Here is a 19945-nt window from a genome sequence, read left to right as displayed (position 1 = left end):
AGGCTCAAATAGATATTTTAATTATTGCAGTGAGATGCGGAGCCTCTTCTGCGCCCTCTCATCATCCATAAGCGGCATAGAGCGAAAAAGGCTATGCCGTAGAGCGAGGTGAGAGGTGCGGCCAGGCCGACCAGCGATAGGGAGGCTCCGGGGAGACCGGCCATGAAGAGGCTCAGCGGGATGCGGACGAAGAGCGCGGAGGTAATGCCCTGCGCCATGACTGGCATGCTGACGCCGCAGCCGTTGAAATATCCGATGGCGCTGAAAAGCACGCAGGTAAGCACACATTCCGGCGAAAAGCCACGCAGGTAATCAGCGCTGCGCACTATTACTCCGGCGTCGCCTGTGAAGACCGACGAGAGCGCGTCCCCGAAAAAGAACCCGGCGCAGAACATGAAGAAACCGAAACCGCAGCCTATGGCGGCGGAAGCGCGGAAGCCCTGCGCCGCCCTGTCCGCGCGCCCGGCGCCGATGTTCTGCGCTACGAAGGCCGATAGGGTCTGCATGATAGACGACGGCACGAGCATTATTACCGCGACGACTTTCTGCGCCACTCCGTAGCCGGCGGAAGGAAGCAGCCCCATGCCGTTCACTATCATGTTGAGAACCAGGAAGGAAAGCTGAACCGTAGTCTCCTGTATCGCTATAGGAACACCGACGCGCATGATCCGTCTCAGCTCCGCCGCGTCTATGCACAGATATTCGCGCGAGAAGCGGAACGGCAGTTTTCTGCTGCGCAGCACGGCGAGCGACGCTGCAACCGACACGAGCTGCGCGAAGACCGTGGCTGAGGCGACACCCGCGACATCCATGCCGAGCAGCCCCGTGAGCAGGAGGTCGCCTATCACGTTCACGACGCAGGCTATCCCCACGAAGAGCAGCGGAAGGTTCGCGTCGCCCGCGCCGCGCATGACGGCGCTTATCACGTTGTAGAAAATTATGACAAGCAGGCCGCCGCAGCATATCCGCAGATAGGCTACGGCCTTAGCGTGCGATTCCGGAGGCACCCTCAGCAGCGAGGCTATGTCGCCGGCGAAAAGCTCGAGCGCCGCTGTCAGGACGATGCCGAGGGCCGTGAAAAGCAGCAGCGACGTGCCGATCGCTCTTCCGGCGAGGTCGCCGCGGCCTTCTCCGAGATGATGCCCGACGACTACCGTTATCCCCATCGCGAAGCCGGAGACGACGAATGTGACGAGCTGCATGAAGGCGCTCGCCGTACCGACCGCAGAAATGCTCGACGCGTCGCCGAACCAACCGACTACGAGCAGGTCTACAGCCCCGTAGGCGGCCTGAAGTATTAGCGCGCCGAGCACGGGCAGCGCGAATCTTACGAGCGACGGCGCGACCGGCCCCTCAGTGAACGATTTCCTCTTTTCCGTTTTGTCGTTAAACATTAAGATGTTCCACTCGCTTTTTATCAGATTTGCGGCGGACGCCCGAAGCGCGGGCCGCACCGACTATTATATGGATTTACCCTGCGCGGTGAATTTAGCGTATGTTATTATTGATAAGCAAACGTTATTAATCTTTTGGAGGGCTGCGTGAGATGAATATTTTTCAGATAAACTGTTTTCTGGCAGTGGCCGAGAATCTGAGCTTCGCGCGGGCGGCCGAACAGCTCCACGTGACGCAGCCGGCGGTGACGCAGCAGATACACGCGCTCGAGAAAGAGCTGAACGCGAGGCTTTTTACGCGGACGACGCGCGCCGTGAGGCTGACGGAAGAGGGCAAGAGCTTTTTCAACGACGCGAGGCAGATGTCGGAAATTTACGAGCGGGCCGTAAAGCGTTTCGAGCACGCCGCTTACGGCGAAATTCAGACTCTTTCGATCGGCTGCTACAATTATCCGTGTCTTTTCCTGCTCACGGGCGCTCTCGGCAAGCTCGCCGCGGCCTTTCCGAATTTCCATCCGCGCCTTCAGGTCGTGCCGTTTCTCCGTATTTACAGAATGCTGGAGGAAGGCGGCCTCGACGCTGTAGTCAGCTTTCGCGAATCGGATTCCATGAAAATCTCCGCAGCTTATGAAGAGCTAGGCAAAGTCCCGGTCGTCTGCGTGTGCAGGAAAGACCATCCGCTCGCGCGGCTCGGCCGCGTCACGGCAGACGACCTTCGCAGCGAAAAACTCGTGATGTTCACGCCGTCGCGCACATCGCCGCTTATCGCGCAGACGCAGGGCGCGCTGATGGGAGGACGCGCGCCGTCGGAGTTTTATTTCTGCGACTCGGGCGAGGCGATCGTCGTCCTCGTCGACGCCGGTTTCGGCGTCTCGGTGCTGCCCGACCTCTCTCTGCCGAAGACTCTCGAAATCACGAGCGTCCCGTTTGAAGATGCCGAGCCGCTTTCGTTCGGCGTCTACCACAGGGCCGCGCACGGCGGCGAGCTGCTCGACGCTTTTCTGCGCGAGCTGAAGGAGGACATTTTTAAGGAAACACGGCGCCGCATATAGCGCGGAAGCGCCGCGTCCGCCGGCGGATAAAAACGGACGGAGCCGCGGATTCTGCGTGTCCGTCCGGCTCCGTCAGTGATTTTTATAAAACGCGCGGGACTATCCCAGTTTTTCGGCTATCGTCTTCGCGACTTCCGCAGGGTCTGCGCTTCCGCGCGTTTCGCGCATTACGAGCCCCTGAAGGAATTTCGCCTTCGCGCCCTTCTTGTCCGCGCCTTTTCTGATCGTTTCGACCGCTTCCGGCTGCGCGGCGAAGACTTTGTCGATGACGGCGGCGAGCGCGTCGCCCGTCATGCGTCCGCCCGAAGCGCCGCATTTCTTCATCGCCTCTTCGAGCGTGAGTTTTTCGCCGAACATCGCGGCGAGCACATCCTTCGCCTGAGTATTGGAGAGTTCGCGCTTCTCCACCTTTGCTATGAGCGTGCCGAGCTCTTTTGCCGGGATCGGGAATTTCGTGATGTCGAGCTGCTCTTCGTGGAGTATGCGCTGCACCTCCATGCGGGCCCAGTTCGCTGCCTTCGCGGCGGGCGCTCCGGCCTTGACCATCTCTTCGTAGTAGTCGGCCATCTCGCGCTGTTCTGTGATTTGCTGGCTTTCCTCGAGCGAGAGGCCGTACTGCTCCATGAAGCGGTCGCGTTTGTCCCACGGCATTTCGGGCAGCGAGGCGCGTATGCGTTCCACATAGTCCGGCTTCGCGTCTATCGGCGCGAGGTCCATCTCGACGTAGTAGCGGTAGTCGCGGGCCCCTTCTTTGCTGCGCATCGAGCGCGTGACGCCCGCCGCGTCGTCCCAGAGACGCGTCTCCTGCACGAGCGCGCCGCCCTCGTCGAGCACGCGGTTCTGGCGCGCTATCTCGTATTCGAGCGCGCGCTCTATCGACTTCAGCGAGTTTATGTTCTTCAGCTCGACGCGCGTGCCGAACGAGCCGTCGGGGTTGCAGAGCGATACGTTGACGTCGACGCGCAGCGAGCCGGATTCCATCTCGCCGTCCGACACGTCGAGATAGCGCGCGAGCTGGCGTATCTGCGTGACGTAGGCTATCGCCTCGGCGGGCGAGTTCATGTCCGGCATCGAGACTATCTCGGAGAGCGGCATCCCGCCGCGGTTGTAGTCGACGAGCGAATAGGCCGCGCCCGAAAGCCTACCGTCGGCGGTCGGGTGTACCAGCTTGCCGGCATCCTCTTCGAGGTGCAGGTGGTCGAGGCGTATCCGCTTCGGCTTGCCCTCGGCTATCACGTCGAGGTATCCACCCTGCGCTATGGCGTGCTCGTACTGCGTTATCTGGTAGGCTTTCGGAAGGTCGGCGTAGAAATAGTGTTTGCGGTGGAAGCGCGTGCCGTCCTGTATCTCGCAGTGGAGGCCGAGCCCCATCTTCACGGCGAGGTCGACCGCGTGGTCGTTGATCACCGGCAGCGTGCCGGGCACGGCGAGGCATATCGGGCAGACGTTCGTGTTCGGGGTCGCGCCGATGTAGTCCGTCGAGCAGCCGCAGAAGAGCTTCGTCTTCGTTTTGAGCTGAAGGTGTATTTCAAGTCCTATGACGACTTTTCTTTTCATCTCGTTGACCTCCTATTCCGTTTCGACGGGCGCTGGCTCTCCGGCGGCTTTTTCTATGACTGAGGCGCAGGCCAGGAGCTCCGCGTCGCCGAAGCGCGGCGCAAGTATCTGCACGTTCGCCGGCAGCCCTTCCGGCGTGAAGCTGAGGTTGAGGCTCATGCTCGGGAGCCCGGCGAGGTTCGCTATCGTAGTAAAGACGTCGCCGAGGTACATCCTTACGGGGTCGGTTTCGCTGAGGCCGCGCTTGTATGCGAGCACCGGCGTTATCGGGCATATCAGGAAATCCGCCGTGCGGAAGAGCTCTTTGAACTCGTCGGAGATGAGCTGGCGCACCTTCGTGGCGGGGACGAAATAGTTTTCGTAGTAGCCGCGCGTGAGTATGCAGGTGCCGACGAGTATGCGCTTGCTCACCTCTTCGCCGAAGCCCTCCATGCGGCTCTTTTTATACATTTCGGAGAGGTTCCGTCCGTCGGCGTGATGTCCGTAGCGCATCCCGTCGTAGCAGGCGAGCTTGGAACTGGCGTCTCCGAGCGCGACCATGTAATAGCAGGCGACGGTGTGCTCCATCGTTATCGGCAAAGCCGCCTCGATTATCTCCGCCCCGGCCTCGCGGCAGATTTCGACGGCCCTGTCTATCGCCGCGGCGAGAGGCGCGTCAATGCTGTTTTTGTCGTAGCCAGTGAGCACGGCGACCTTTTTGCCGGCGAGCGACGCTCCGTCAAGCGCGCCGCTGAAGGACGGGCGCTCGTATGCGTCGCAGGTCGAGTCGTTCGGGTCTTCCTTCGCGAGCACGTCCATCATCACGGCGAGGTCGCCGACGTTGCGCGCTATCGGCCCGACCTGGTCGAGCGACGAGGCGTAGGCGACGATGCCGTAGCGGCTTATCTGTCCGTACGAGGGCTTCATGCCCTGCACGCCGCAGAAGGCCGCCGGCTGGCGCACCGAGCCGCCTGTGTCGCTGCCGAGCGCTACGGGCACAAGTCCCGCGGCTACGACGGCGGCGCTGCCGCCAGAGCTTCCGCCGGGGACGCGCTCCGTGTCGCGCGGGTTGAGCGTCGGGCCGAATATCGAGCTTTCGGTCGTGCTGCCCATCGCGAACTCGTCCATGTTCGTCTTTCCGACGAGGACGGCTCCGGCCTCCTTCATATTTTTGACTGCGGTCGCGTCGTACTGAGGCACCCAGCCTTTGAGCATGTTGCTGCAGCAGGTGGTCTCTATGCCGTTCGTGCAGAAATTGTCCTTTACGGCGAACGGGACGCCCGCGAGCGGCCCCGGGTCTTCGCCGCGGGCCACGGCTTCGTCGATTCTGCGCGCGGCGGCGAGAGCCTCATCCTCGCAGAGCGTCACGACTGAGTTGTATTTTTTGTCCAGCGTCTTTATGCGTTCTATCGACTCGCGCGCGACCGACTCGGCGGTGAAGCGCTTCGACTTCACGCCTTCTGCTATCTCGCGCGCGGACATTTTATAAAATTCCATGCGCTACTCCTCCTCGTCTTCGAGCGCGATTATACGCGGCACGCGGAAGAAATCGCCGTCGCGCACCGGCGCCTGCGCCAAAAAGGCGTCGCGCCCGTCCCATTTCACGGGCTCGTCGCGGCGGCGCGCCGGAGCCTTCTTCACGTCCCACTCGAACGGCGGCACGTCCTCGCCCGCCAGCTCCTGCATCTTATCGCACATTCTCAGTATCTCGTTGACGCGGTCAAGGACTTCCTGGTACTTCTCTTCGGGCAGTCCGATGCGCGACAGCGTAAGCACTTCGCGCAGTCTCTCCCTGTCCATCTCCATGTTCTTAATCATATATGAACCCCCTTGAGCGAGGAATATTCCGTTAATTTTCCGCAGTTTCCGCGGTTTCCGGCCAGTCGCCCGAATCCGCGGCGGCCAGCTTCGCCATGAAGGCCGCCTCGTCGAGCACGGGGACGCCGAGGCTCTGCGCCTTTATGTATTTGCTTCCTGGATTTTCCCCGACGACGACGAAGTCAGTCTTTTTGCTGACGCTTTCGGCGACTTTGCCGCCGCGCTCCTTTATCAGCACGCCGGCCTGCGCGCGAGTCATTCCCGAAAGCTCGCCGGTCAGCACGAATTTAAGGCCGTTCCACGGAAGCGGCCCGGCCGCCGCGCTTTTCGCCTCTTGCTCGAAACGCACGCCGGCTGCTCTGAGCTTATCCAGCAGAGCGATGTTGTGCGGCTCTGTGAACCACGCGTGGAGCGACTGCGCGATTATCTCTCCGACGCCATCGACGGTCTCAAGCTCTTCTACGGCTTCGCGCGACTTTTCCGCGAGAACGTCCAGCGAGTTGTATCGCTCCGCCAGGTCGGCGGCGGTCTTCTCCCCGATGTTGCTGATGCCTAGCGCGTTTATGACCGCGCCGAGCGGACGGCTCTTCGACTTCTCTATCGCCGCGAGCAGGTTCTGCGCCGATTTGTCGCCCATCCGGTCGAGCGCCGCGACCTGCTCCTCCTTCAGCGAATATATGTCCGCGTAGTTCGAGAGCAGCTTTTTTTCGACGAGCTGCCCGACGAGCTTCTCGCCGAGGCCCGTTATATCCATTGCGGAGCGCGAGGCGAAATATATGATTCGCTCCTTGACCTGCGCCGGGCATGCGCTGTTGGTGCATTTGACCGCGGCCTCGCCCGGCAGCCTTACGGCGGTGGAGCCGCATACGGGGCATGCCTCCGGCAGTTTAAAGGGCTCCGTCCCGTCGGGGCGTTTTTCGTACTCGACGCGCACAACCTCCGGGATTATCTCTCCGGCTTTGCGCACCCATACAAAATCTCCGACGCGCACGTCTTTTTTGTCGATTTCGTCCTGATTGTGGAGCCCTGCGCGGCGCACGGTAGTTCCGGCGAGCCGTATCGGGTCGAAGACGGCGGTCGGCGTAAGCACGCCGGTACGCCCCACTGTCACCTCGATGTTTTTTATCTGCGTGAGCTTTTCTTCCGGCGGGAACTTGAAGGCGATGGCCCATTTCGGGGCTTTCGCCGTCACGCCGAGCAGAGGGCGCAGCGATATGTCGTTGAGCTTGACGACGACGCCGTCCGTGTCTATCGGATGCTCAAAGCGTCCCGTCTCCCACTCGTCGAGGTAGGCGTATATATCTTCGAGCGAAGAGCAGAGACGGTCGCCGCCCTGGGTCGGAAGGCCGAGTTCTTTCAGCCATTCGAGCATTCTCTGCTGCGTCTTGACGCCGTATTTCTCAGGTTCTATCACCTGATAAAGATATATCTTCAGCCTGCGCCGGGCCGTTTCTCTAGGATCGAGAGTGCGCAGGCTGCCGGCCGCGGCGTTGCGCGGGTTCGCGAAGAGCGGCTCTCCGTTTTCTTCGCGCGCGGCGTTGAGCGCCGCGAAGCCTCTCTTGTCTATGCAGACCTCGCCGCGCACCTCAAGCGTCCCTTCGACCGGGACTGAGAGGCGAAGCGGCATCGTCCTGATAGTTTTGAGGTTCGCAGTGACGTCCTCGCCTATCTGTCCGTCGCCGCGCGTCGAGCCGCGCGTAAAGACGCCGTTTTCGTAGATCAGCGAGACGGCGAGGCCGTCTATCTTCGGTTCGCAAAGCACCTCGGGGCTTTCGTCCGACAGAGCTTCGCCGAGTTTCGTGTAAAACTCGGCGAGCTCGTCGCGGTTCAGCGCGTTTTCGAGGCTCATCATCGGTTCCGCGTGGGCGACCTTGACGAAGCCCTCGCGCGGTGCGCCGCCTATCCTCTGCGTCGGCGAGTCCGGTGCGGCGAGCTCGGGATGCTTTTCCTCTATCTCCATAAGCTCGCGCATCAGCCTGTCGTACTGAAAATCCGAAATCTCCGGCGCGTCGTCCTCGTAATAGAGCCGCGCGTGGCGGTCAAGCTCCGCGCGCAGCTCTTCTGTTCTTTTTTTCAGATTTTCAAATTCGCCCATGAAACTTTTCCGGCGCCGCCTCTAGTCCTTCGGCCTCATCGTCGGGAAGAAGATGACGTCGCGTATGCTCTTGGAATCCGTCAGTATCATCACGACGCGGTCGATGCCGATCCCCATTCCTCCGGTCGGCGGAAGGCCGTATTCGAGCGCATTTACGAAATCCTCGTCGAACGGATGCGATTCGTCGTCGCCGTCGGCCTTCTTGCGCGCCTGGTCGATGAAGCGCTCGCGCTGGTCCAGCGGGTCGTTGAGCTCGCTGAAAGCGTTCGCCATCTCCCAGCCGTTGATGTAAAGCTCGAAGCGGTCCGTGATGTCCGGGTTCTCCTTGTTGCGCTTTGAGAGCGGCGATATGACTGTCGGGTGTCCCATGACGAAGGTCGGCTGTATCAGCTTGTCCTCGACATATTCGTCGAAGAAGAGCGGCAGGATGTCGAAGCGCGTGAACGACGGCTTGATCTCCAGACCGCGCAGCGCGGCCTGACGGCGCGCCTCTTCGTCCGTGATGTTTATGAAGTCTACGCCTACGTGCTCGTTGACGAGCTCCGCCATCGTAGCGCGGCGGAATGGCGGGTTGAGATTTATCTCCGTCCCCTGATAGCTGACGACGCGGCCGCCGAGCTCGTCGGCGCAAGCGACTATCAGCTCCTCGGCGAGGTTCATCATGTCCTCGTAATTGGCGTACGGCCAGTAGACCTCCATCGTCGTGAACTCCGGGTTGTGGCGCAGGTCCATGCCCTCGTTGCGGAACTGTTTGCCTATCTCGTAGACGCGGCCCATCATGCCGACGACGAGGCGCTTGAGGTAAAGCTCCGTCGCGATGCGCAGGTACATGTCGATGTCGAGCGTGTTGTGGTGCGTGATGAAGGGGCGCGCGTTCGCGCCGCCAGCAATCGTAGAGAGTATAGGCGTCTCGACTTCGAGAGTTCCGTGGCTGTCCAGGACGCGGCGGAAGGTCTGTATTATCTTCGTGCGCTTGCGGAATACGTCGCGCACCTCCGGATTGGCTATGAGGTCTGCGTAGCGCTGGCGGTAGCGGACCTCCATATCTTTGAGGCCGTGGTACTTCTCGGGCATCGGGCGCAGCGCTTTCGACAGGAGCGTGAAGCTGCGCACCGACAGCGTAAGCTCGCCGCGCTGCGTGCGGAACGGAACGCCTACAAGGCCGATGAAATCGCCCGCATCGACCCATTTCTTAAAGAAAGAGTAGTCCTTCTCGCCGAGCACGTCGAACTGGAAGCAGAGCTGCAGGCGGTCGAAGCCGTCCTCGAATGTGGCGAAGGCGGTCTTTCCGTGGCGGCGCAGAACTATTATGCGCCCCGCCGTCTGAATCTCCTCGTCGGCCCACTCTTCGGGCTTGAGGCAGCCGTATTTCTCCTTTACATAGGCGAGGCTGTGCTTCACCTCGTAGTGGTCCTGCTTGTAGGGGTCGTAGCCCTCTTCCGAGCGGAGGCGCGTCAGCTTGTCCTTGCGCTGGCGGAAAATCTCCTCTTCCGGCATTACGTTCTGCTGCGCCGGCGCGTTCTTCTTCTCTTCTGCCACTTGAATCACATCTCCCGTGTGTTTATTAAAACTCTATGATGACGCATATTTGCGTTAATGCCGCGTTTCCGCGCCGCATTCGCTGCTTTCGCAAGATGCGCGGTCTTTCAGGAGTTTTTCCATTTCTTCCCATTTTCTGACCATGGCGCCATCGCGGCGGAGCTTCGGCGCTCCAGCGAAGCCCTTAAACAGAGCGCCGAGCATTCTCTTCGCTATCATGAGAGCGAGAGACTCTCCCTCGGTATTATAGATGTTTCTACCGAGTTCGAGAAGAATTTCGGCCTGCGCCTCCGGGGACTGAGTGCAAAAGCCGTCCGGCACAGGCGCGCCGAGCAGTTTCAGCGCGCGCGGCACGAGCAGCGCGTCGCGCAGCACGCCGCGGGCCGCGAGCACCGCGGCGCAGCCGCGCGACAGATAGTCCGCGAAATCCTCCGGCGCGTAGCAGTCGCCGCTTCCGCCTATCATTCCTGGAAACATCGCGGCGACCCCGCCTACGGCCTCGCGCGACGCGGTCCCCTCGTATCTCTGGGCCGGCGTGCGTCCGTGTACGAATATAAAATCCGCCCCAGCGTCGAAGAGCCTTTCGCAGAACTGCTCGGTAGTGAGCGCCGAGCCGCGCGGCATGACGCGCACCTTCGCCCACACAGGGAGGCCGAATTTTTTCAGCGCGCTCATCATAGCCGCGGCCTCGTCCGGAAATTCCATAAGCTTCGAGCCGGCGCCCTTCTTCGTCACCTTCGGCATCGGGCAGGCCATGTTGACCTCGAGCGCGTCGAACTGGCGTATAGAGAGCGCGATCTCCGCGCCATTCGCCATGTCAGCGGCGCTCGCGCCGAAGAGCTGGAGCGCGCACGGGCGCTCGTCGTCGAAGCCGTAGAGCAGCTCCTTCGTCTTGCGTCCCTTGTATATGAGGCCGAGCGCGCTGACCATTTCCGTATGGACGAGCCCAGCGCCGAGCGCCCGGTGGAAGCGCCGGAAGGAACTGAAGGTTATTCCCGCGAGCGGCGCGAGCCATACCGGATTGGCGACCTCGACGCCGCCGACTTTTTTCGGCCAGCCCGGCGGAGCGAAATCGCGCGGCGCGCCTGCGGCCTCAGTCAGCAACGCGGTTCCTTTCGTACAGTATCCTCAGACCGTCGAGCGTAAGCCACTGGTCCACTGTGTCGATGCGGTTCGAATATTTCGCGATGAGCGGCGCGTGGCCGCCTGTCGCTACAACGCGGCATGGGCCTCCGAGCTCCTTGAAAATTCCCTTGATTATCTTATCGGCCATGCCTACGGTGCCGTAGATTACGCCGGACTGTATCGCCTCTACCGTGTTGCCGCCGATGACGTGCTCGGGAGCGGTGAGCTCTATCTGCGGCAGCTTCGCCGTGCGCGAGAAGAGCGACTCCATCGCAAGTTCCATTCCCGGCGCTATCGCGCCGCCGAGATACGCGCCTTCCGCCGATATGACATCGAAAGTTATGGCGGTCCCGAGGTCGACGATGACTAGCGGAGCGCCGTATTTTGCGCGTCCCGCTACAGCGTTCACTATGCGGTCGGCCCCGATGCCGGTCGGGTTCTTCATCTTTATCGTTAGTCCGGTGTTGAGCTTCGCCGTCACGCGGATACAGTCTATGCCGATATATTTTTTTACGCCTCCGCGTATCATCTCGTCGAGCGGCGGCACCACGCTGCCGAAAATCGCGCCGTCGACGGCGCTCTTGTCTATCCCGAACGACGAGAGCATCCCCTGCACCATGAAGCCGACCTCGTCCGCGGTGCGCTTGCGCGAGGTCAGCCGCCAGTGTCCGACGAGCTTTTCTCCGTCGTAGATGCCCATTACCGTATTTGTGTTCCCAATGTCGAAGACGAGAAGCATCCGCCATTCCTCCCAGAGAGATAATACAATTTTTATATTTTACTACACGGAGCGGAGATACAGCAGCAGTATCACGGAAAAGAGGACGATGAAGGGCGTGCGCCCAGCCGGGGCTCCGCACCTGAGCGCGGCCGCGGCGCTGAAAACGGCGGCGGCGAAGACGAAAAGCATCGCAGACCAGCCTACGCCCGCCGGCGCCAGAGAGGCGAGGAATTCAAGCGCATTCTGAGAGAAACTCAGGATAATTTCGGAGAGCGCGGCGAAGAATGACGAGAATGGAAGACCGAGCAGCGGAGGCAGGGACAGAGCGAAAACCAAGGGAAATATCACAGCGAAATACGGCACGGCGACGACGTTGATGAAAAGCCCGGCGACCGGCACGGAAGAAAAGACCTCAGCCACGACAGGCGCGCTGACGAACCAGACGAGCACGGAGAGCGCAGCGGCGCCGGAAAAGCCGCGCCCAGCGAAGCGGGCTCCGGCCGTTATGAAGAGCGCCGCGAGCACAGACAGACGCCACCCGACGTCGAAGAAGCTCCACGGATTATAGAGCAGCATGACGCAGCCTGCGGCGCTGACGTTGTTGAAGGACGAATACGGACGCCCGAGGGCCTCCGCCGCGAGACACATCTGCGCCATGACGGCGGCCCTAACACCGCCGGGCGGGAAACCGGCGAGCGCGACGTAGAACCACATCGCCGCCGATACTACGGCTGTGCGCGCCGCGCCGCCGCGCTGGAGAAAGAAGAGCAGCCCCGCAAGCACGCCGACATGAAAGCCCGATACGGAAAGCAGATGTATAGTGCCGGCGCGCTCGTGCGGCTCCTCTATCGCGGCGGAGCGACGCCCGGTCGTGAGCGCCGACATATAGGCCGCGCTCAAGGGATACAGCCGGCCGGCGAAAACCCCGTCGAGCCGTCCGCGCCACGCCGCGACGCCGGACGGCGGAGCCGTCTCGCGTATCTCGAAAAGCTCGAGCCTTTTTACCGCGCCCTTGCCGCGCCAGAAAAGCATCTCGTCGAAGCCGCCGCGCTCCTCCGCGCGTTTGAAATCGAACGACGCGCCGCGCAGCCAAACCTTCGCGCCTTCGCGCGGATTCTCGCGAGTGTAGGCGGCGGCGCGCCCGTATGGAGTCTCGATCAACACGGCACGCCTTTTGCCCCACTCGCGCGAGAGCAGGACTTTTCCGGCGGTCTCAACTCGATCCGGAAACGAGATATTCTCGCGCACGCGGAGGATCGATACGAAAGAAACCGCGAATGAAATCATAAGCACGAGGCAAAGCATCCGCCGCCAGCCGGGAACGACGCCGGCCGTCCCCGCAAATATCGCCGCGGCGCACAAAAGCGCCGAAGCGAGCGCCGCGGCGGCGGGCGGCGCGAAAGTGCGCACGCCGAGCAGGATCGCCGCGCAGAGAGATAAAAATATGAAAAAGGCGGGAGCCGAGGAGAGAGGCCCCTCCTTAGCCGCCAACCGTTATGTCGTCCTTTATCGCGTCGAACTTTTTCGGCCCGATGCCCTTGACGTTCATCAGATCCTCGACGCGGCGGAAAGGCCCGTTGGCCTCTCGGTAGTCGATTATCGCCTGCCCGGTCTTCGGCCCTATCCCGGCAAGCGAGTCGAGCTCGCCTAGGCCCGCGGTGTTGATGTTGATTTTGCCGGAGGCGGCAGATGCGCGCGGCGCGGATGAAACTGAGGCCCGCGCCGGAGCTGCGGGCGCGGAAGACTGAGGCGTAACGGCCTCGCCCTTGCGTGGGAATTTTATATGGACGCCGTCGGTCAGCATAGCGGCGAGGTTTACCGCCTCCTGGTCGGCATCGGCGGAAAATCCTCCCGCGGCGTTCAGCGCTTCGTAGACGCGCGACGAAGGCGCGATTTCGTAAACGCCCGGATTGCGCACCGCACCAGTGACGTAGACGACCCATTTCTGCGGCAGAGCGGTACTTTGCGTAACAGAGGCGAGACGCTCCGGCTCCTGCGCCGCAGGCGCCGCGGCCTTCGGCGTAACGTCGAGCGTGTCCTCCATCTGCGGCAGCTCCGTCGAAAGCCCCGCCGTATCCTTGCCGAACTCTCCCTTAAATGAGTTCAGCAGAAGAAACGCCGCTGCGAAGCATATAATTCCCGCCGCGGTCAGGACCTTGCCGGAGGCGCGGAAATTCACGGCTTTCTCCTCCGCTCGCCCTCAAGCGACCAATGGCTCGCGCGCGTTATCGTGACCGGAATCGTTTTGCCGAAGTCCTCCTCGCCGCCGGGGATTATGACGACCTTGTCGGTCATCGTGCGGCCCTGTATCTTGCCCTCGCCGCGCGGGGCCCATCCGTCGGCCAGTATATCGAACTCCTGTCCGACATATTGCTCGTTCGAGGCGCGCGCTATCGACGCCTGCAGCGCGTTTATCTCGTTGAGGCGCGCGGCCTTGACGCGATTGTCTACCTGACAGTCCATCATCGCGGCGCGTGTCCCCTCGCGCGGAGAGTAGGCCGCCGTGTGGACGATGTCGAACTTCACCTTTTCAAGAAGCCTGTAAGAATCGCGGAACTCCTCCTCCGTCTCGCCCGGGAAGCCTACTATCAAGTCGGTCGTCAGGCTCACGTCCGGAAGCGCGCTCTTTATCCTGTCCACAAGCTCGAGGTACTGCCCCGACGTGTAGCCGCGGTTCATCTCGCGCAGTATCCTGTCGCTGCCGGACTGCACCGGCAGATTTATCGCGCGGCATATGGACGGGCTCTCCTTCATCACGTCGAGTATGTCTGCGTCGAAATCCTTCGGGTGCGAGGTAGCGAAGCGCAGGCGCTCGAGCCCGGGCAGAGCCGCCGCGTCGGCGAGCAGAGAAGCGAAGCCGTAGCCGTTCTTCAGATCCTTGCCGTAGGCATCGACATTCTGCCCGAGCAGCGTTATCTCGCGCACTCCGCCGTCGATGAGGGCCTTCATCTCGTTCAATATATCCTCGTGGGCGCGCGACTGGAGCCTGCCGCGCACGTAAGGGACTATGCAGTAAGAGCAAAAGCGGTCGCAGCCGTAGGTTATCGTGACGTATGCCTTGAACGGGTTCGTGCGCGCCGTCGGCACGACCTCGAGATCGATGAGCGCGCGCGGATCGTCGTCCATGAAAAAGCGCGGCGCGCAGTCGGGCGTCAGCTCCGCCGCGGCCTGCGGGACGAGGCCGAGATGGCGCGGCCCCGAGACGAGCTTGACGCAGGGAAATTTTTTCGCCATTTCGCGCCCGATGCGCTGAGCCATACAGCCGACGAGGACGACTGAGGGCTTTCCCGTCCTGCGGCGCTGCAGGTCGTAGCGGCCTATTTCGCTCGCGGCCTTCTGCTCCGCCTTCTCGCGTATGCTGCACGTGACGAGCATCACGACGTCGGCCTCGTCCTCAGCCGACTCCGTCCACCCCATATGGTTCATAGCGGTGCGCAGCCTGTCCCCGTCGTAGGAATTCATCTGGCACCCGAAAACTCTGATAAAAAATTTACGCAAAGGCCGCCGCTCCTTCGATTCATATTATTTCCGGCGCGCCGAAACGCCGCCGTGAAAATATCCCGGCAACACGCGCGCCCGTCCATTTTTAGTATTTTACATTACGCGGCAAAATTTGTCTTTGCGGCGCGCCGCGGCGAAAACGGCGAAAAAACGAAAAATCCCCGCGCGTCCGCTTCGGGCGCGGGTGAACGGTCAACTGCGTGATGTGGGACGACGTGATATATTAAAAAACCGCATTAAGCGCTATACTTAGCGGCGAAAAATGACGTGACGGAGGGAAGCGATCATGTATAAAAAATTGACTGCGGCCGCAGCGGCGGTGCTGCTCGCTGCATCGGCGGCCTTCGCGGCCGGCCTGCCTGAAATAGAAGGATGGACCAACGGGACGCTGCGCGAGACGAAGCTGGAGGCCGTCTCCGGCAGCCACGGCACATGGCAGGAACGTGAATACAGGACGGCGCGCGGCGCGAAATTCCTCGCCGTATTGATGGAGGGAGCCGGGCCGAAGCTGTGGAAGCCGGTCTCGCGGATAAATGAAGGCGGCGCGCCCGACGGATCCGGCGCGGAACAGCTCACTGTCGCAGGTCTGGACGCGGTGCTCGAAAGCCGCCCCGTCCTCGGCCTGAGCCTGGTCGTAAAGACCGGCAAGGACGCCGTGCTAACGCTCGAGTCGCAGTCGGCGGGCAAGGAAGAGCTGACCGAAGCGGCGGAAAAACTGATCGAGACGATGAAGGCGTCGTGTACGGAAACACAGGGCTAACAAGCATAAACGTACGCCATGCGGCAACGCTCATGGCATTAAAAGAAAGACAAGGGCCGGAGATAAACAGCTCCGGCCCTTGGTGATTTCTTATTTGGTGCGGGAAAGGTACTACAATAACTAGACATAAACGAAACAAAAGAATCCCTTTGCTCCAAAATCTACTAATTTTTAACTAATTTTAGTGTCTAACATCTTATCATTCAACCATTAGTAGTATAACACATATTTGATATAGACACAAGCTACCAATCTGTTTTGTGATTTTTAATAAAAATTTTTAATAAAAATTAACTCGACTTGACTTTTAGAATATCTTGTGCTACTATACATCATGACGAAAGGAGGTAGTGCTCTATGAGCCGTGACATAAGAGTTAGTCAAATCTCAATTCGTTCATATTGCAGCAATCAATATGAGCGACTACAAAATAGAACCGCTCTTTCGTGACATTAAGTATGTGTCCGAAGCGCTTGGCATGTCGCCACAGACTATAAAACGATGGGTTCGTCAAGGCAAGTTCCCGCAGCCCGTTAATTATAGTGAATTCTCAAGAGAGAAACTTGGCGGAACAGAGCCTTATCGGTGGACAAGAGTTGCACTGAATGCTTGGTATAAAGATTATACTGGAAGCGAAGTTGAAGTTCTTGTTTTCTAAGTAGCACTACTCAAAAGAAAGTCTGTGTGAAAAACACACAGACTTTCTCTATTGGATAAGATAAATTTTTTAAAGAGTTAAATCAAATATTTCTCTTTCCGTCATCTTATCAACATTAGGTTTTACCTTTTTAGATTTCCTATCTTCATAGTTTTTCTTCATACCTTCAATTAACGGCATAAATCGCTCTTCTTGCGGATAATAACAAAATTTACATGTGAAATTTTTATCACCGAAGCGATTTTTCATAGCGCGTAGGTTTACATATCTAGGCGTATGATTTTCAGCTTTAGAAATCTCTGCTAATTTGTCATCGTCACTTTTCAATTTCTTATATTCTTCATCGTAAAAGACATTTAATTCTAAACCTAAAACACAATCAGCAGTAAACTCTACCTGCCCAGATTCTTTCGGCGAAGTTGCGTCAAGTGGGCGGTAATAACTGCTTCGATTGACACTACTTATAACAATTATAGGGATGCGAAACATTTTCGCCATTTCCCTAATTTCTTCCATTACTTGATTCACTACAAGGCGTTCTTCTCGATGATGTTCAGCGGTACGTATGACTTGTAAATAATCTATAAATACAATAGGCTTTGTTTTTATTGTATCTATATGTAGTTTGATATACTCTGAAATATCATGTATTTTTGTTTTAAAATTACATGATACCACTCTCATATATGGAGCAATTTTATCTTTATATTCTTCTATATATTGGTCTCGTATTGCTTCATATTTGCCATAACGAAAGTCCCTAGCACATATTAACCTATTTCCGCCACCTGTTAGATTTTTATAATAGAGATATGTTAGACTTTTTGAAAGCATTTCTTCTTTTGTTTGTTCTATACTAAAAAATAAAACATGTTTCTTTTGTTCTGCTAATTGATTCGCCATTTGCAGACAAAATGTTGTTTTACCTACACTAGATGTTCCAGCTACAATATATGCTCCGGCAAATAATCCACCAGTAACCTCATCAAAGTTATCAAATCCAGTATTGCCATGAGAGGATAATTCATTTTCTGTAATATCTTTTAAATACTTATTCTCTAAATAATAGTTATCGCTATCCAAATCATAGCAGTCTACTATATTGTTATAATTTTCTTGAGAATCTTTTTTATCCATAAATTTATTCAAGGCTAAATCGATAGTTCTATCTAAATATGTCTTATTGTCATACCATTTACTCCGACAACGACTTGTAAAGTCAAATAATATTTTCTTAATTACCTCTTGGTCTTTTGTATATTGTGCGATACAGTTACACAGGCGCAGGTCTACACTACTATTATTTGTTTCGTCATTGGGATTATCTTCAGTAGGATTTACCGGCATAGATGCGAGACTGTTAAATACCTCATCACGCAATAATTTTTTCAAGGCGTTACCTAATTCATCTGCATGTCCAGGCATATATTTATAATGCATAATTATTGCTTCTTTTTCTCTGGCAAAAACGGTGCTCGGAGTTTGTGGAATGGCATTACCAGTGACAATAATTGCCCTGTCTCGCCAATAAAACTCCAAGCCATTATATCTATTCCGAAATGTATTTGGTAAGGTCCCCCAAAAATATATATGTACTCCATTTCCACTTTTTGAATATTCAGTGTAGCTATTAATTGTTGCAATGCAGTCCTGTGCCATGTCTGATAAATTTCCACTTTCATCAATACATTTATCAATATCAACGACTGCCAAATTACACGTACCACCTGTAACTAAACCAATATTGTATTCTGTATCTTTTGTAGCCTCTGTAACTTGCTCAAAAGTAAGCCAGTGCTGCTCATCTGTTGCATCTATTGCTGTGCCAGTCTTAGCATCGACAGGGACTTTACCATTAAAGGCTATCCACTGATTTATACTCTTTAAGTCTTCTGGAATTTTATTCATATCATACATTATTGAAACCTCCATATTATGATTCAAAATAAATTTTTCTATGTTGTTTTTCATAGGTAAACGACTTGATAATTTTATACTCTTTCAATTTGTCAAAAACATACCCTATATGTTTATATAATTTACTCCTTACATTCCTGATATTCTGATTACTGACATCTGTCAAATTTAGCTTCTCAAACAATGTATCCAAACGCAATATACGTTTTTTGTTCACAGCACTGTAACCAATTTTCTTTGCCTTGGTAAATGAGCACAAATATATTGAACTTAACATAATTAATTCATCAATTCTTTCATAATCTTCATTGACCTTCTTTAATATGCAAGATGGAACATGTATAATCTGTTTTAGAGCCAGAGCAAATGCATAAGGCACAACAGGAGATTCAATCTTTATTGCCATACTAGTTTTCCCATTATTTGTTCGATATTGTGTATAAGACACATCTAGCAAAAGACCTTTATATATATAATTATCTCCCAGATAATCTTTTATAAATTTTTTAAGATTTTCTTTCCTTGTATTAAAAATAACATCTATATATTTATTGACGTTATTAAACGATATTTCTAAAGAGATATTATTCAGAAAATCAATACTAGATTTTATAACTTGTTCCTGTTTTTTTGAAACACGCGAATCATCTCCGTATAGCAAATTCTTTATTTGTTTTATTGTCACATATTGTGTTTTATTGTTATAATACAGGCTATTAATTGCATTATAAACACATAAGTCAAGCATTAATTCATCTTTTGTTCTTTGAATATTCTTTTTTAAAAATATTTTTCCATCTATATTTAATATCAACTTTCTCATTTTTAAAGTAGATTGAAAAGTAAGATTTTCATACTCTTGAATTTCCCCAAAAATATCCCTCGTTAATTGAGTATTATCAATTGATATTCCACTAATTTCAGTAGGTCGAAGGATTTCATATATTTTAGGAAACAATATATTTTCATATTGTTCAAATAATACTGGATATTGTTGTCTTATAATATTAAGCGATAGTTCATATTCTCTCTCTATGACTAATTTTATATAATTTGCATTAAATTTCTCTTGTGAGCAATTAAAACACAATAAAAGAGTATCGATAGACGGAAATTGTGCTAATCGCATAAATTCTTGATTATATATATATTGTAGTAAGTTACTATTCATGATATTATTAGATTTATTAAGCACAGAAATAAAGTTTTCCACATCTTGTTTTGTTCTTTCAATTGCATTTAACCACCCTTTTCTATTTTCTTCTTTTTCTAAAGCTATCTGCACTTTTAAATAATCATCATTCCCATCAAAATGAAAGATTTGTGCTTCAAGAGGTAATTTTTGAAAGATAGATTGAGGATTGTACATTACTTTCATGTTTTTATTCATCCTTTCCATTCGCCGCGCGGAACAATCGACTATTATTCCACACTTTTATATATATAAAGCATATTCGCTTTTTATATATATAAATACCTTAAATAACTTTAATATACTTTAGCAAAAAAACCGCATTATAAAATTAACTATTTTTTTAGAATATCACTGATTTTATTCATACTAGCTAATATTACAATGTAATCTATAATCACATAGTACGTACTGTATTATTACTAATACGGTAATGACTAGTTACCAATACAATCGCCTATAAAAACCATACAAAAACATTCACCGCTTTCAATATCAATTTATGCTTGAAAAACACATGCTTTGCGTTCCTCGAACACACATCAATAATAGCATAAAGTTTATAAAATGAAAATAATGTATAATATAGTTCAATTTATCCCAATTGCCCCTCTTTCGTATCATCTTAATTTTCTAA

At 54.8% G+C, this 19945-nt stretch carries 15 protein-coding genes; 2 read left to right on the top strand and 13 right to left on the bottom strand.

The window, feature by feature from the left end; genetic code table 11:
- Window positions 1-17 precede the first annotated feature (17 nt).
- A complete protein-coding gene (locus B5F39_RS03040; RefSeq protein ID WP_087363682.1) occupies window positions 18-1394 on the bottom strand; it encodes an MATE family efflux transporter in 1377 nt (458 codons plus the stop codon).
- Window positions 1395-1546: 152 nt separating this feature from the next.
- Here B5F39_RS03040 and B5F39_RS03035 point away from each other — a divergent pair, with 152 nt between their 5' ends.
- A complete protein-coding gene (locus tag B5F39_RS03035; RefSeq protein WP_087363681.1) occupies window positions 1547-2446 on the top strand; it encodes a LysR family transcriptional regulator in 900 nt (299 codons plus the stop codon).
- Window positions 2447-2545: 99 nt separating this feature from the next.
- Here the strand turns inward: B5F39_RS03035 and gatB are convergent, their stop codons facing one another.
- The 10 genes from gatB to miaB form a co-directional block, all read right to left on the bottom strand.
- The gene (gene gatB, locus B5F39_RS03030) at window positions 2546-4003 is read right to left on the bottom strand and encodes an Asp-tRNA(Asn)/Glu-tRNA(Gln) amidotransferase subunit GatB (RefSeq protein WP_087363679.1); all 1458 of its coding nucleotides are present in this window, start codon (window positions 4001-4003) and stop codon (window positions 2546-2548) included.
- Between the two features lie 12 nt (window positions 4004-4015).
- Entirely contained in the window at window positions 4016-5479 is a 1464-nt protein-coding gene (gatA, locus tag B5F39_RS03025) for an Asp-tRNA(Asn)/Glu-tRNA(Gln) amidotransferase subunit GatA (RefSeq protein ID WP_087363677.1), read from the bottom strand.
- Window positions 5480-5482: 3 nt separating this feature from the next.
- On the bottom strand, window positions 5483-5800 hold the full coding sequence (gatC, locus tag B5F39_RS03020) for an Asp-tRNA(Asn)/Glu-tRNA(Gln) amidotransferase subunit GatC (RefSeq protein WP_087363676.1): 318 nt from the start codon (window positions 5798-5800) through the stop codon (window positions 5483-5485).
- 31 nt (window positions 5801-5831) lie between these two features.
- Entirely contained in the window at window positions 5832-7895 is a 2064-nt protein-coding gene (gene ligA / locus B5F39_RS03015) for an NAD-dependent DNA ligase LigA (RefSeq protein WP_087363674.1), read from the bottom strand.
- A 21-nt stretch (window positions 7896-7916) separates the two neighbouring features.
- The gene (gene lysS / locus B5F39_RS03010; protein ID WP_087363813.1) at window positions 7917-9392 is read right to left on the bottom strand and encodes a lysine--tRNA ligase; all 1476 of its coding nucleotides are present in this window, start codon (window positions 9390-9392) and stop codon (window positions 7917-7919) included.
- A gap of 96 nt (window positions 9393-9488) precedes the next feature.
- The gene (locus tag B5F39_RS03005) at window positions 9489-10538 is read right to left on the bottom strand and encodes a tRNA-dihydrouridine synthase (RefSeq protein WP_087363671.1); all 1050 of its coding nucleotides are present in this window, start codon (window positions 10536-10538) and stop codon (window positions 9489-9491) included.
- The gene (locus tag B5F39_RS03000) at window positions 10528-11298 is read right to left on the bottom strand and encodes a type III pantothenate kinase (RefSeq protein WP_087363811.1); all 771 of its coding nucleotides are present in this window, start codon (window positions 11296-11298) and stop codon (window positions 10528-10530) included. Before B5F39_RS03000 ends, B5F39_RS03005 begins: the two co-directional genes overlap by 11 nt.
- A 42-nt stretch (window positions 11299-11340) precedes the next feature.
- Window positions 11341-12771 (bottom strand): ComEC/Rec2 family competence protein, encoded by a 1431-nt coding sequence (locus B5F39_RS02995; protein ID WP_087363669.1) that lies wholly within the window; start codon window positions 12769-12771, stop codon window positions 11341-11343.
- On the bottom strand, window positions 12761-13459 hold the full coding sequence (locus B5F39_RS02990) for a helix-hairpin-helix domain-containing protein (protein ID WP_239391054.1): 699 nt from the start codon (window positions 13457-13459) through the stop codon (window positions 12761-12763). The genes B5F39_RS02995 and B5F39_RS02990 overlap by 11 nt, the downstream gene beginning before the upstream one ends.
- The gene (miaB, locus tag B5F39_RS02985) at window positions 13456-14778 is read right to left on the bottom strand and encodes a tRNA (N6-isopentenyl adenosine(37)-C2)-methylthiotransferase MiaB (protein WP_204245021.1); all 1323 of its coding nucleotides are present in this window, start codon (window positions 14776-14778) and stop codon (window positions 13456-13458) included. Before miaB ends, B5F39_RS02990 begins: the two co-directional genes overlap by 4 nt.
- Before the next feature lie 289 nt (window positions 14779-15067).
- Between miaB and B5F39_RS02980 the strand changes: the two genes are divergently transcribed.
- Window positions 15068-15541: a hypothetical protein gene (locus B5F39_RS02980; RefSeq protein WP_087363667.1), complete on the top strand. Its 474-nt coding sequence runs from the start codon at window positions 15068-15070 to the stop codon at window positions 15539-15541.
- A gap of 727 nt (window positions 15542-16268) precedes the next feature.
- Here B5F39_RS02980 and B5F39_RS02975 read toward each other — a convergent pair.
- Both B5F39_RS02975 and B5F39_RS02970 read right to left on the bottom strand, forming a co-directional pair.
- Entirely contained in the window at window positions 16269-18170 is a 1902-nt protein-coding gene (locus B5F39_RS02975) for a DnaB-like helicase C-terminal domain-containing protein (RefSeq protein ID WP_087363665.1), read from the bottom strand.
- The gene (locus B5F39_RS02970) at window positions 18133-19494 is read right to left on the bottom strand and encodes a hypothetical protein (protein ID WP_143330638.1); all 1362 of its coding nucleotides are present in this window, start codon (window positions 19492-19494) and stop codon (window positions 18133-18135) included. Before B5F39_RS02970 ends, B5F39_RS02975 begins: the two co-directional genes overlap by 38 nt.
- Window positions 19495-19945: the final 451 nt, after the last annotated feature.

Origin of the sequence: Cloacibacillus sp. An23, from assembly GCF_002159945.1 — a bacterium.
Classification (GTDB): domain Bacteria; phylum Synergistota; class Synergistia; order Synergistales; family Synergistaceae; genus Caccocola.
This window is presented reverse-complemented; position numbering and strand designations above follow the sequence as displayed.